Annotated in this window: 12 protein-coding genes and 1 pseudogene; 4 read left to right on the top strand and 9 right to left on the bottom strand. The window is 59.9% G+C overall.

Annotation, left to right across the window (positions count from 1 at the left end; all coding sequences use genetic code 11):
* From ACTD9P_RS06960 to ACTD9P_RS06950, 3 genes and pseudogenes are all read right to left on the bottom strand, one after another.
* Positions 1–355, bottom strand: a pseudogene (locus ACTD9P_RS06960) (hypothetical protein); the annotation flags it as partial.
* A gap of 110 nt (positions 356–465) precedes the next feature.
* A complete protein-coding gene (locus tag ACTD9P_RS06955; protein ID WP_438867147.1) occupies positions 466–1,404 on the bottom strand; it encodes a magnesium transporter CorA family protein in 939 nt (312 codons plus the stop codon).
* Positions 1,405–1,410: 6 nt separating this feature from the next.
* Entirely contained in the window at positions 1,411–2,997 is a 1,587-nt protein-coding gene (locus tag ACTD9P_RS06950) for a RimK family ATP-grasp domain-containing protein (RefSeq protein WP_207161316.1), read from the bottom strand.
* 94 nt (positions 2,998–3,091) lie between these two features.
* On the opposite strand from ACTD9P_RS06950, the gene ACTD9P_RS06945 reads away from it, so the two are divergent.
* Positions 3,092–4,192: a GNAT family N-acetyltransferase/peptidase C39 family protein gene (locus ACTD9P_RS06945; protein ID WP_438867146.1), complete on the top strand. Its 1,101-nt coding sequence runs from the start codon at positions 3,092–3,094 to the stop codon at positions 4,190–4,192.
* Here the strand turns inward: ACTD9P_RS06945 and sfnG are convergent.
* Complete coding sequence (sfnG, locus tag ACTD9P_RS06940) at positions 4,176–5,261, bottom strand: dimethylsulfone monooxygenase SfnG (protein WP_438867145.1); 1,086 nt, start codon at positions 5,259–5,261, stop codon at positions 4,176–4,178. The two genes, ACTD9P_RS06945 and sfnG, sit on opposite strands and share 17 nt — an antisense overlap.
* 266 nt (positions 5,262–5,527) lie before the next feature.
* Between sfnG and ACTD9P_RS06935 the strand changes: the two genes are divergently transcribed.
* Positions 5,528–6,766, top strand: coding sequence for an acyl-CoA dehydrogenase family protein (locus ACTD9P_RS06935; RefSeq protein ID WP_438867144.1), 1,239 nt, complete (start codon positions 5,528–5,530; stop codon positions 6,764–6,766).
* Between the two features lie 280 nt (positions 6,767–7,046).
* Here ACTD9P_RS06935 and ACTD9P_RS06930 read toward each other — a convergent pair whose 3' ends face one another.
* A complete protein-coding gene (locus tag ACTD9P_RS06930) occupies positions 7,047–7,634 on the bottom strand; it encodes an NUDIX domain-containing protein (protein WP_438867150.1) in 588 nt (195 codons plus the stop codon).
* A 54-nt stretch (positions 7,635–7,688) separates the two neighbouring features.
* The gene (locus ACTD9P_RS06925; RefSeq protein WP_438867143.1) at positions 7,689–8,537 is read right to left on the bottom strand and encodes an SDR family NAD(P)-dependent oxidoreductase; all 849 of its coding nucleotides are present in this window, start codon (positions 8,535–8,537) and stop codon (positions 7,689–7,691) included.
* 162 nt (positions 8,538–8,699) lie between these two features.
* Here ACTD9P_RS06925 and ACTD9P_RS06920 point away from each other — a divergent pair, with 162 nt between their 5' ends.
* Positions 8,700–9,626 (top strand): alpha/beta hydrolase, encoded by a 927-nt coding sequence (locus ACTD9P_RS06920; RefSeq protein WP_438867142.1) that lies wholly within the window; start codon positions 8,700–8,702, stop codon positions 9,624–9,626.
* Between the two features lie 192 nt (positions 9,627–9,818).
* Here the strand turns inward: ACTD9P_RS06920 and ACTD9P_RS06915 are convergent, their stop codons facing one another.
* Positions 9,819–10,979: an alpha-hydroxy acid oxidase gene (locus ACTD9P_RS06915; RefSeq protein ID WP_438867141.1), complete on the bottom strand. Its 1,161-nt coding sequence runs from the start codon at positions 10,977–10,979 to the stop codon at positions 9,819–9,821.
* A 121-nt stretch (positions 10,980–11,100) separates the two neighbouring features.
* Here ACTD9P_RS06915 and ACTD9P_RS06910 point away from each other — a divergent pair, with 121 nt between their 5' ends.
* Positions 11,101–11,886 (top strand): DeoR/GlpR family DNA-binding transcription regulator, encoded by a 786-nt coding sequence (locus ACTD9P_RS06910; protein WP_438867140.1) that lies wholly within the window; start codon positions 11,101–11,103, stop codon positions 11,884–11,886.
* Here the strand turns inward: ACTD9P_RS06910 and ACTD9P_RS06905 are convergent.
* Together ACTD9P_RS06905 and ACTD9P_RS06900 are read right to left on the bottom strand one after the other, a co-directional pair.
* Positions 11,851–12,576: a DUF72 domain-containing protein gene (locus ACTD9P_RS06905; RefSeq protein ID WP_438867139.1), complete on the bottom strand. Its 726-nt coding sequence runs from the start codon at positions 12,574–12,576 to the stop codon at positions 11,851–11,853. The two genes, ACTD9P_RS06910 and ACTD9P_RS06905, sit on opposite strands and share 36 nt — an antisense overlap.
* Complete coding sequence (locus ACTD9P_RS06900; protein WP_138815712.1) at positions 12,576–13,007, bottom strand: DNA methylase; 432 nt, start codon at positions 13,005–13,007, stop codon at positions 12,576–12,578. The genes ACTD9P_RS06905 and ACTD9P_RS06900 overlap by 1 nt, the downstream gene beginning before the upstream one ends.

The following is a 13,007-nucleotide window of genomic DNA, read 5'->3' as shown; positions in this document are numbered from 1 at the left end:
AAAGCGGTGGGTCAGCCAATTTATCTGTCACTGACCCACCGCATTCGCGAGCAAGCCCGCTCCCACACTTGACCGCATGCAGTTTTGAAAATGAAGTCGGCTGCGGATTTGCATACACTGAAGAGCTGCTTTTCTGTGGGAGCTGGCTCTGCTGTTGCTGTTGCTTTGCTGTTGCTCCGGCCCTTACATCCTTTTCGATGACGAAGTCAGCGGTCTTTTGATCTGCGCTTTTGATCGTGATCTTGATCTGAAATCGCCCCCCCAAATCACTGGCGGATTGCGGGCATGCCGAGCCATAGCGAGGCACCGAGTGTTGGGGCGAAGACTTTTTGCTTACTTTTGGCTGGGCCGGCATTCCGGTCTTTCCAAAAGTGCCCCGCTGTAAGAGCGGAACCCTACTCAGCCGTTACCGCAGCAACGGATATGTACACCACCAAAAGCCCGCTCCCACAAAGTGCAATGTACTCACGCGCGGCTGGCGCCGCCTGCGATGCGCTTGAGCCCGAACACCATCAACCCCGCCCCAACCCCCATCGCCACCATCAACAGCGGGTAAGACACCCACCACGGCGTGCCCGCCGTCATCATGCTGAACTCCGACATCCCGCCCACGCTGGCGATCAGGTTAAGCGGCAGGAACACCACGTTGATCAACGTCAGCTTGCGCAACAGGTTGTTCATGCTGTTGTTCATCAGGTTGCCGCGTGCATCGATCAGCCCGGAAAACACGTTGGAGTAGATTTCCGCCTGCTTGTAGCACTGGTGATTCTCAATGATCAGGTCATCGATCAAGCCCAGCACCTCGGCACCGAAATGCTCCTTTTCCGCGTGGTTGCGCAACCGTGACAACACCGCGCCGTTGCTGTGCAGCGCGTTGATGTAATAGATCAAACTCTCGCTGAGGTTGAACATCTGCATCAGGTGCTGGTTGCTCATCGACGCGTTGAACTGTTGCTGCAACTCCCGCGCCACCAGCTTGATCACCTTGAGATGGCCCAGGTAGTGGTGAATATTGTTAAGCAGCAGATCCAGCAGCACGTCCAGCGGCGCATGCAACGGCCGGCGTGCGCCGAGCCCCGCCAGTGAGGTGTCATCCGTGGCGATCACCAGCAGGCGGCCGGGCGAAAACAACAGCCCGCAGGAGGCCACTTCGAACATCAGGCTGCCGCCGCCCGAGTAGTTCTCCGGGCGTTTCCAGATCAGGAACAGGTTGTCGGGGTGAAACTCTATGCGGGAGACTTCGTCCGGGTCGAGGGCCGAGGCCAGGGCGTGCTCGTCGAGTTTGTGATGCTCACGCAGCCACTCGCGTTCGGCCGCGTCCGGGTTGTTGAACAGCATGATTGCAGCGTCGTCCTTGTCCGCTTTGCACAGTTTTCCCTCGATCAGTTCAAAGCGCTGGATCATCGCGCGTCACCAGCCCTGGCCCTGGCGTTTCAACTCCAGCCGCCGTACGAACTCCTCCAGCACCAGTGCATACAGGTCGTCTTGCAAATAGGCATCTTCGATACCGGCGTCCATGTTGGGGTTGTCGTTGACCTCGATCACCACCACTTTGTCACCGGACTGCTTGAGGTCGACGCCATAAAGGCCGTCGCCGATCAGGTTGGCGGTTTTCACCGCCAGCTCCACCACCGCCTTGGGTGCTTCGTGGACCGCCAGGGTGCGGCATTCGCCGTTGATGTCCTGGCCGATGGCCTTGTGGTTATAAATCTGCCAATGCCCCTTGGACATGAAGTACTGGCAGGCAAAGATCGGCTTGCGGTTGAGTACGCCAATGCGCCAGTCGTACTCGGTGTAGAAAAACTCCTGGGCCAGTAACAGCACCGAATGTTCGAACAGCTCGGCGGTGGCTTTGAGCAGGGCTTCCTGGCTTTCCACCTTGATCACGCCGCGCGAGAAGCAACCGTCGGGGATCTTCAACACCAGCGGGAAACCCAGGCGCTCACCGACCCGTTCGAAATCTTCCGGTCGCTCCTTGTAGAGAATCTCGGTGGCGGGCATGCCCAGTTGATGGCTGTTGAGCAAGTCCGTGAGATAGACCTTGTTGGTACAGCGCAGGATTGATGCCGGGTCATCCATCACCACCAGGCCTTCGCTTTCGGCTTTTTTGGCAAAACGGTAGGTGTGGTTATCGACGCTGGTGGTCTCACGGATCAGCAAGGCGTCGTACTCGGCCAGGCGCGAATAATCCTTGCGCTCGATCAGCTCCACATCGATGCCCAGCCCTTTGCCGACCCGCACGAAGTTTTCCAGGGCGCGGGCATTGGACGGTGGCAGTTGCTCCTGTGGGTCGTGAAGAATCGCCAGGTCATAACGCGCCAAGCGGCGTGAGCGCGGTTGGCGCCAGATCTTGCGGCTGAAGTTGTCGAGGGCGTGGGCGAACTGGTCTTCCTGGTCATCGCGCAACTTGTGCAATACCCCGGACTTGACCCCTTCAATGTGCCAGCCATTGTGTTTGCGAAACTCAACTAACAAGATCGGGCACGGGAAGGTTTCAAATAACTGGCGGGCCAACTCTTGCAGTGGCTCTATATTGGTTCGACCAAAATAAAGTGTCAGGGTAAAGCCTTCGGTATTGCTGTAAAGGTGATGACTCAAGGCTTTATCGAGGGTTTTATCCAGGTCATCCAACGACAAGCCATACAACGACTTTTTAGTCAGTTCACTGATGGTGCGTACCGACGGAATCACCTTGTGCCCGCGCGCTTCCGCCAGCAATGAGCAGTAGTAGCCGTGCCCCAGGTACTTGTAGCTGCGGCACAGGTTGATCACCTGCACACGCTTGCCCGTCTCGCTTTCACGGGTTTGCTCAAGGTATTCCTGGGCGGTCACGATATCTTCGCTGGGGAAGTAAGAGGCCCAATCTTCCTTGCGTTCAACAATGATCACCACTTGGCTGGAACCTTTGCTTGCAACCGAAAAATAACCGTTGGAAGTTATTGTCGCCGCGACGTTTTGCTCGGATACTTCACGCCAATGACCTTGTACCGCTGACATAATATTTGATCCGCTTTAGAGAACTCGACCTTTTCTATTAAGCACGATCTTTTAGAGAAGTCCCGTTTCGTTACGCAACTTTTACGGCGGTCATATGGCTCTTTTCTTTCGCGTTGCAACCCCCGCTGATGTGCCCGAATTGGTCGCGCTGGAACAGCACTGTTTCACCACCGACCGGCTCTCGCCACGCAGTTTCCAGTGGTTGATCAGCCGTGCCCATGGCCAGTTGCTGGTGGCGGAAAATGATCGGCTGTTGCTCGGTTATGCACTGGTGCTGTTCCATCGCGGCACTTCGCTGGCGCGCCTGTACTCCATCGCCATCGCCGAACACGCGCGCGGCATGGGCTTGGGCAAGCAATTGCTGACGCGCATCGAGGCCTGCGCCCTGGAACATGACTGCGCCTACCTGCGCCTGGAGGTGCGCACCGACAACCCCGGCGCCCTGGCGCTGTACGAGCGCAATGGCTACCGCCGCTTTGCCCTCATCAATGACTATTACGAGGACCACAGCCCGGCCCTGCGTCTGGAAAAACGCATCCTCCAGCACCAGGTCGCACGCCCGCAGAGCGTGCCGTATTACCAGCAGACCACCGACTTCACTTGCGGCGCCGCGTGCCTGCTGATGGCAATGGGCGCGTTGCTGCCGGGGCGCGTGGCCGGGCGGCGCGAAGAACTGCAGATCTGGCGCGAGGCCACCACCGTGTTCATGACCGCAGGCCACGGCGGCTGCAGCCCGCAAGGGTTGGCGCTGGCCGCCTGGCGCCGAGGTTTTCGAGTGCGAATGCAGGTGAACGTGCGCGGGCCGTTGTTTCTGGATGGCGTGCGCGACCAGCACAAAAAGGATGTGATGCGCTTGGTACACGAGGCGTTTGAAGAGGAATTGGCCGGCAGCGACGTCGAGCAGTTGCAGGGCGGCCCGCTGGATTTACCCCAGGTATTGCAGGCCGGCGGGCGGCCGCTGGTGCTGATCAGCAGCTACCGCCTCACCCGTTCCAAGTCGCCGCACTGGGTGATGGTCACCGACTGCGACGAGGAGTTCGTCTACCTGCATGACCCCGATGTGGACCACAGCCAGCATCGCCAGCCCCTGGACTGCCAGCACCTGCCGGTCAGCCATGGGGAGTTCGAGCGCATGTGCCGTTTTGGCAATAACAAACTGCGTGCGGCCGTGGTGTTGTTCAGGCCACCTGTTTGATTCCGGCCTTGGCTTCCAGCTCGCGCACCAGCGGCAGGACGCGCTGGCCGAAGTATTCGACCTCTTCCTGAAAATGCAGGAAGCCGGCCAGTATCAGGTCCACGCCCACGGCCTTGAGCGCAACGATGCGCTCGGCGATCTGCTGCGGCGTGCCAATCAGGTTGGTCTTGAAGCCGTCGTTGTATTGCACCAGGTCTTCAAAGCTGGACTTGGCCCAGTTGCCCTCGCCTTCCGGTGAGGCCTTGCCGGCCTGTTTGGCCGCATCGCCAAACGCATTCACCGCTTCGGGGTCGGCCTTGTCGATGATTTCGGCGAGCACGGCGCGCGCTTCTTCTTCGGTATCGCGCGCGATCACAAAGGCGTTTACACCGACTTTCACCGAATGATTATTGGCCGCGGCCTTGGTGCGGATGTCATCAACCTGGGCCTTGATGCCTTCCGGGGTGTTGCCGTTGGTGAAGTACCAGTCCGACACGCGTGCCGCCATGTCCCGCGCGGCACGTGAGCTGCCGCCCTGGAACACTTCCGGCTGGCCGAGCGGCTTGGGTTTCAGGCTGTAGTTGTTGAAGCGGTAGAAGTCGCCCTTGAAGGTGAAATCGTCCTGGCTCCAGATGCCTTTGAGGGCACGGATAAACTCCTCGGAGCGGCGATAACGTTCGTCGTGTTCCAGCCAGGGCTCGCCGATGGCCTGGAATTCGCCCTTGAACCAGCCGCTGACAATGTTCACCGCGATACGCCCATTGGTGAGTTGGTCGATGGTTGCCAGTTGCTTGGCTGCCAACGCCGGTTGCCACGGGCCGGGCAGGATCGCTGCGATCACCTTGAGCGTGGTGGTCGCCGCCAACAACGCGTGGCTGAAAGCCACCGACTCATGCTGGTTGTCGGCGCCGTAGCCGGCGGTGAAACGAATTTGCGTCAGGCCATATTCAAAGCCGGCCGCCTCGGCCAACTGTGCAAGCTTGCGGTTGTAGTCGATGCCCCAGTGAGTGCGCTGTTCGATCTTGCTGACCACCAGCCCACCGCTGACGTTGGGCACCCAATAGGCAAATTTCACGGCTTGCTGACTCATCTGGCAGTACCTCGCACGAAAGGATGTAACCAGGCTTGAGCAGCAAGCGTGCCATACATCATCAAAGCGCCATCCCACGGGCTTTGTGGCGCATATCGCAGTGGTTTTTGCCAGGCATGCGAATGTCGCGCAGGGCCTTGATTTGTCGATTTACTGTTGCTGGGCCAACAGCAGTTTGGATCCACCCCCAGCAAATACGGGCTGCGCCGCCCGGCACGGACTGTGCAATCGACTCAGCATTGATCACTGCCCAGGAGCCGTACCCCATGACCGAACAACACGTCATCAACCCGCTGTCCATCGGCGTCGATTACGCCACCTTGGCCGCACGCTTTCGGCCGATTTTCCAGCGCATCACCGAAGGCGCCGTGGCACGTGAGCAGGCGCGCGCCCTGCCCTATGAGCCCATCGAGTGGCTCAAACACGCGGGGTTTGGCGCGGTGCGTGTGCCGGTGGAGTACGGCGGCGGCGGCGCGTCCCTGCCGCAGCTGTTTGAGCTGCTGATCGAACTGGCGGCGGCCGACTCCAATGTGCCCCAGGCGTTGCGCGGCCACTTCGCCTTTGCCGAGGATCGCCTGAACGCGCCACCCAGCGCGGGTCGCGACCTGTGGTTCAAGCGGTTTGTCGACGGCGATATCGTCGGTTGCGCCTGGACTGAAATCGGCACTGTGGCTATCGGTGATGTGGTCACTCAAGTCAGCCCGGATGGCGACAACTGGAAGCTCAACGGCGAAAAGTTCTACAGCACCGGGAGCATTTTCTCTGACTGGATCGACGTGTACGCCCAGCGCAGCGACACCGGCGCCGACGTGATCGCCGCCACTCGCACACGCCAGCCCGGCGTGGTGCAACGTGATGACTGGGACGGCTTTGGCCAGCGCACCACAGGCAGCGGGACCACGCGGTTTACCGATGCGGTGGTTGAGGCCGACAACGTGATCGACTTCGCCACACGCTTCAAATACCAGACCGCGTTTTACCAGCTGGTGCTGCTGGCGAGCCTGGCCGGTATTGGCCGTGCTGCGCTCAACGACGTGGCGCAGCAGGTGCGCAACCGCAAACGCATCTACAGCCATGGCAATGCCGCGCATGTCAGCCAGGATGCGCAGGTTCAGCAGGTGGTGGGTGAAGTGGCCGCGCTGGTGTATGCCGCCGAGGCCAGTGCGTTGAAAGCTGCGGTGCCGGCGCAGCGGGCCTACTTGGCGCGATTTGCCGGGGATGAGGTGGCGGAGCGTGAAGCGAACGTGGCCGCCGAGATTGAATCGGCGACGGCGCAGGTGGTGGTGTCGGAGTTGATCCAGCGGGCTACCAGTGAGCTGTTCAATGCGCTGGGGGCGTCGGATGTGCGCCAGGGTAAAGCGCTGGATCGCCATTGGCGCAATGCGCGGACTGTGTCGTCGCATAACCCGGTGATCTACAAGGCGCGGATTGTGGGGGATTGGGTGATCAATGGGACCGAGCCGCCGTTTGTGTGGCAGATCGGGAATGGGCCCGTGAAGGCCTGATGCGGACTACCTGTGGGAGCGGGCTTGCTCGCGAATGCAGTGGGTCAGTCAATTCATCTGTCACTGGTACACCGCATTCGCGAGCAAGCCCGCTCCCACATTTAGACCGCGTTGCACCAGGTAGACAGGCTTTTGCTTCAACCACTCAGGTCGGCTTTCAGGCCGCCGTGCTGTAGATTTTGATCTTGATTTTGATCTTACAAAAGTGACCCGCTGTAAGGGCGGAACCCTAAGTAGCCATAACCGCAGCAACGGATATGCACTCAATCACCCCACCCACTCACCAGCCATCTTTAAGCATCCGCAATTCCAGATGCTGCAACAGCATGATGGTCTTGCCATCAACAATCTCCCCACTCTGCACCATCGCCAGCGCCTGCTCAAACCCCAGCTCCAGCACTTCGATATCCTCACCCTCCTCCTTCAGCCCGCCCCCCGTACCAATCTGATCCGCCTGCGTATACTCACCGATAAAAAAGTGAATACGCTCAGTCACCGAGCCTGGACTCATAAACGCCGCATAGATTTTTTCCACATGCCCCACGCGATACCCGGTTTCTTCCTCGGCTTCCAGGCGAATACGTTCTTCAGGGCTGGCATTGTCCAGCAACCCGGCGGCCGCTTCGATCAAGTAACCGGGGTAATCGTTGACAAACGTAGGCATGCGAAACTGCCGGATCAACAGCACCGTGCGCTGCCCACGGTTGTACAACAAAATGGTCGCACCATTACCCCGGTCATACACCTCACGAGTCTGGGCCTGCCAGCTGCCGTCCTGGCGGCGCAGGTCGAAGCTGTACTTTTTCAGGTTGTACCAGCTGTCTGAGAGGGTTTCTTCAGCAGTGATGCGAATGGGGCTGTTGTCCATGGTCGGGCCTTTGCTCATAGAAGCCGGGAGCATGTCGCGCCAGCAATGTCAGCGTCAAGCGGCCTGCTTGATGCGCGACCACGCGGCGGCAACTTCTTGCGCATTGGCCGCCTTGATGCGCGCAAGATTACGCGGGTACTCCACCCCAGGATTTTCCGTAAAGCGCGTGGCGGTGAATTGACCATTGCTGGCGCGCAGGATGTAGCCCGTATCCTGGCACTGCCCAGAGGCCAGAAACACCACGCCCGGCGTCACCCATTCTGGTTTGAGTTCATCCGGTTCGTCGGTCACGCCCCACATGCGCGTTTTGGCCACCGGCGAAATCGCGTTGACCTTGATGCCGGCCTCGGCACCTTCATGGCTCAGGGCGTTCATGATGCCCAATTGCGCCATCTTGCCGGCGCTGTAGGCTACCAGCCCGGTTTGCTCATAGTGCACGTACATGGCGCGGTCGGAGGTGGTCAGGATGATACGCGGCGCCGCTGAGCGCAGCAGGTGCGGCCAGGCGTGCTTGCACAGCCAGAGCGGCGCGTAGAGGTTGATGTCCATGGCGCGCTGGAGGAAGGCCGCGTCGAGGTCGGCGATGTTCTGGTAACCCACCCAGCCGGCATTATGGATCAGGATATCGAGCTGGCCGTAAGCCTCGATCGTGAAGCGGATGAGTTGCTGGCAGCCCTCGTCCGTAGATAAGTCGCCGCCATGCCCGAGCACCGCCAGCCCTTCGGCCTGCAAGGCTGCGGCCGCTGCGTGCACCACTGTCGCATCGGTGCCGGCGCCCAGCTTGTCGGCGCCGATATCACTGATCACCACGCGCGCGCCGCCTTGGGCCAGCGCCCGTGCATAACTGAGACCCAGCCCGCGCGCACCGCCGGTGATAATTGCCGTTTTGCCGGTAAAATCCATGTCTGTGCTCTCCTGTTCGGCCGCCCACCCTAACAACCCGAGCAGCCGTTGTTCAAGGCTGCAACACTTTGCAAGCAATCCCCCTCTACGGCCGTCGAATTAATGCCTGCCTGCCCACGCCATCTGGTAAAACGCCTGCTTCACCTTTGCCCTGGAACCTTCATGTCCTCTCGTTTTCTGTCCCGCCTGGGCCTGCGCTGGTTTCCCCTGCTGTGCATGGCCATCCTGATTGTCGGCCTGCCGGTGGGGTGCGCCGTGCTGCAACACAAGGAGCGCGAGCTGGTGTTTCGCATCGAGCCGGGCACCGCCAGTTGGTACACCGGCCTGCCCAAAGCGGTGCAGGAATTCGATATCATGCCGGCCAGTTTCAAATCGGGGCAGAACCTGCATGGTTGGTGGTACCCGGCCGACAACAAGGATGCGCCGGCGATCCTCTACCTGCACGGCGTGCGCTGGAACCTCACCGGGCAGTTGTTTCGCATTGAGCAACTGCACGCGCTGGGTTTTTCGGTGCTGGCCATCGACTATCGCGGTTTCGGCCAAAGCCACGGTGATTTGCCGTCGGAAACCAGCGTGTATGAAGACGCGCGCATTGCCTGGGAACGTTTCCAGGTATTGCAGCCCGACCCCGCCAAACGCCTGCTTTATGGACATTCGCTGGGCGGCGCCGTGGCCATCGACCTCGCCGCTGAGTTGAGCAAACAAACGCCTGTTCCGGTGCGCGGATTAGTGATCGAGTCCACCTTCACCTCGCTGGGGGATGCCGCCACCGCCGTGGCCAATACCTCGTTGCCGGTACGTTGGTTGCTGTCGCAGAAATTCGATTCCATCGACAAGATTGCCGACGTGCACATGCCGTTGCTGGTGGTACACGGCCTGGCCGACCAGTACGTGCCACCGCGTTTCAGCCAGCAATTGTTTGAAGCCGCCCAGGAACCCAAGCGGTTGCTGCTCGTGCCCGGTGCTACCCACAACAACAGCATGAGCCTGGCCGGCCGCAGTTACGGCCAGGCACTCGATAAGCTGATGCGCGCCAAGACACCAGCAACAATAGTCAAGCACTCCACAGGTGGCGACGGCGACTCGTAACGCCACTTTTCGGCACTGGGTTCGCGCTTGGCTGTCAAGCGCCAACCCTGCCCATACTGGCCCAAAACCAATTCTGATCAAATATTAACCGAAGGTTAAATCGCCAACCCTGCCGGGCCTTCGCAAAGTTATCCACAGAGATACCCACGGTTTTCGTGGACAACTCTTTTTTCTTTTTTACGATTTTTTTGCTCAGCAACCCCCTGTGGGAAAGCTATCCGGTAGCAAAATCTCGCGATTCACATTGCGTATATCGTTATAGCCACACAGTGCCATCGACACATCCAACTCGCGGGCGATGATGTCAAGCGCCTTGGTTACACCGACTTCACCCAACGCGCCCAACCCATACAAATGCGCGCGGCCGATCATGGTGCCTTTGGCGCCGAGCGCCATGGCCTTGAGCACGTCCTGGCCAGAGCGAATGCCGCCATCGAGCCACACTTCAATCTGCTCGCCCACAGCCTCTGCAATCGTCGCCAACTGGCTGATGCTCGACGGTGCGCCATCGAGCTGGCGGCCACCGTGGTTGCTCACCACTAATGCATCCGCACCGCAATTGGCGGCCAGCCGCGCATCTTCCACATCCAAAATGCCCTTGATAATCAGCTTGCCGCCCCAGCATTTTTTGATCCATTCCACATCGTCCCAGCTCAGGCGCGGGTCGAATTGCTGGCCGATCCAGGATGACAGCGAAGTGATATCGGCCACGCCTTTGACATGCCCGACGATATTGCCGAAGCCATGGCGCTTGGTGCCGAGCATGCCCGCCACCCAACGCGGCTTGGTCAGCATGTTGAGGATATTTGGCACGGTCAGTTTGGGCGGGGCCGACAAACCGTTAATCAAGTCTTTGTGGCGCTGGCCCAGGATCTGCAAATCCAGGGTCAGCACCAGCGCATCCACACCGGCGGCCCTGGCGCGCTCGATCAACTGCTCCATAAACGCGCGATCACGCATCACATACAACTGGAACCAGAACGGTTTGCCGACGTGGGCGGCAATGTCTTCCAGCGAACAAATGCTCATGGTCGACAAGGTATAACGCAGGCCGAACGCGGCGGCGGCGCGGGCGGTAAGGATCTCGCCGTCGGCATGCTGCATGCCCGCCAGCCCGGTGGGTGCCAGGGCCACGGGCATGGCCATGTCCTGGCCGATCATAGTGGTGCGGATTGAACGCTCATCGATATTGCGCGCCACCCGTTGGCGAAACTGGATGCGGGCAAAATCGCTTTGATTCGCCCGGTAAGTGCTTTCAGTCCAGGAGCCTGAGTCGGCGTAATCGTAGAACATCCGTGGGACACGTTTTTGCGCAAGCTTGCGTAAATCTTCGATGGTTGTGATCAACGGCATCTAGGTCACCTCTCCCTGAACTGAGCCTGGAGAGTAACCGCCCATCGGCTTGGCAACCAGCCATTGCGTTTAGATTGGCGGGCGACTAATCTCGCACAAACCCGCATAAAGACGCAAAATCATGCACAACACTCATCAAGCCATTGACCTGCCTTCGTTGCGCAAACAGAAGATTTTGCTGCTGCTGGAGCGCGATGGCAAAGTTACCGCATCCGAATTGGTCGAACACTTTGCCGTGTCCCAGGACACCATCCGCCGCGACCTCGGCGAACTCGCCGCCGCCGGCCTGCTGCAACGCGTGCACGGCGGCGCCCTGCCCCGGCCCAAAGATACCGGCAAGGATTTTTTCACCCGCGTCGGCGAAACCAACGAGATCAAGCGTCACCTTGCCCGACTCGCCGCCGACCTGGTGCAGGACGGCCAGATCGTACTGTTCGATTCCGGCTCAACCACGCTGCAAATTGCCCAGTCCTTGCCGCGCTCGATCCGCCTGACCGTGGTCACCCCATCGCCAATGATCGCCATCGCCTTGGCCGATCATCCTGAAGTCAAAGTGATCCTCGCCGGTGGCCAACTCAACCCCGCCACCCTGTCCACCAGCGGCCAGGACGCCGTGCGCATGATCCAGAGCATCAAGGCCGATTTGCTGTTTACCGGCGTCTGCGCGCTACACCCGCAAGTGGGCATCAGCTCGCTGCATTTCGATGAAGTGGCGGTCAAGCAAGCCCTGCTCGACAGCGCCTCTCACGTAGTGGCCGTGACCCTGGCGGACAAGCTCGGCGCGGTGGAGCCTTTTGTGGTGGCGCCGTGTAACCGCATTCATACGCTGATTACCGAATGGCATGTGCCGAGTGTCGAGGCGTATGAGCAATTAGGCCTGGAAGTGCTGCGGGTAGAGATCGAGTAGCAACAAGCCATCGGTCACGGCGTGGCCGCTGGCGGTGTTGTCGAAGATGCACCAGGCAGGCATGCCTGATTCGGCACATTGACGCAGCTGTTCAGCCAGCGCCTGCACCCGTTGCGGGCCATAGGCACTGTGGTAGATGCGCGGCGAGCCATGCAGGCGCCAGTACTGCACGCCCTGCCAACCTGCGCTGGCATCGAGCACCACTGGGTCGGCGGTCACGCGGCCTATCTGCAGGTCCACCAGCAACGCCTGCGCCTCAAGCCAACTGGCGTGGCGTGGTTCAAGCACCACGGCACCGGCAAAACGCTGGCGCAATGCGCTGAAAAAAGCCAACGCCACGCTGGGTTCATAACGCAGCGAAGGCGGCAATTGAATCAGCAGGCAGCCGAGTGTTTCACCCAAGTGCAAGCACTGTTCCAGGAACTCATCCAGTGCTGTCTCGCAGTGCTGCAAGCGCAGTTCATGGGTGATGAACTTGGGTGCCTTGACCGAAAACCGAAACCCTGGCGGCACCGACTGCGCCCAGCGTTTGTAGGTGTTGGGCTGGTGCGGCCGGTAAAAGGAGCTGTTGATTTCCACCGCATTGAATCGCGATGCATAGCGCTGCAAATGCGTGCCCTCGCCCGTAAAGGCCGGCCAGTGTTCGCGCGGCAAGCTCCAGCCCGCACAGCCCACGTAGAGCGGTGCCATCAAAACAGAACCTTGGCCGCGTCACGCATGAAAATCTCGATGGTCTTGGGGCCCACGCCGTCGAATTCGGCCAGGCGTTTTTCGAATGCCTGGCGGTCATCGCTGGCGCTGCGCATGTGGCTGATCTTGCCCGCGTACTCGGCATTCAACTTGGCGCTGAGGTCCAGCAAACGCTGCGCCGTGCTTTCGTCGTAACGCACGTAATGGGCACGTCCGAGCATCGAAACCAGTTCACGCGACGTGCAATGTTGCAACTTGCGTGCAGTGTCGCGGCCCTCTTGCTCCACGATCACCTTGTACGCCTGCGCCGCAATGGGCGCCTGAATACGCTTGCCCATCAGAAAGCTGGCGACAAACCATTTGAACAGGCTGGCGTCATCGTCGGGCGCCAGTTCAATGCCCAGTTCAGACGCCGTGATTGACCGGGCCAT

The organism is Pseudomonas onubensis (genome assembly GCF_965653655.1).
GTDB lineage: Bacteria > Pseudomonadota > Gammaproteobacteria > Pseudomonadales > Pseudomonadaceae > Aquipseudomonas.
This window is presented reverse-complemented; position numbering and strand designations above follow the sequence as displayed.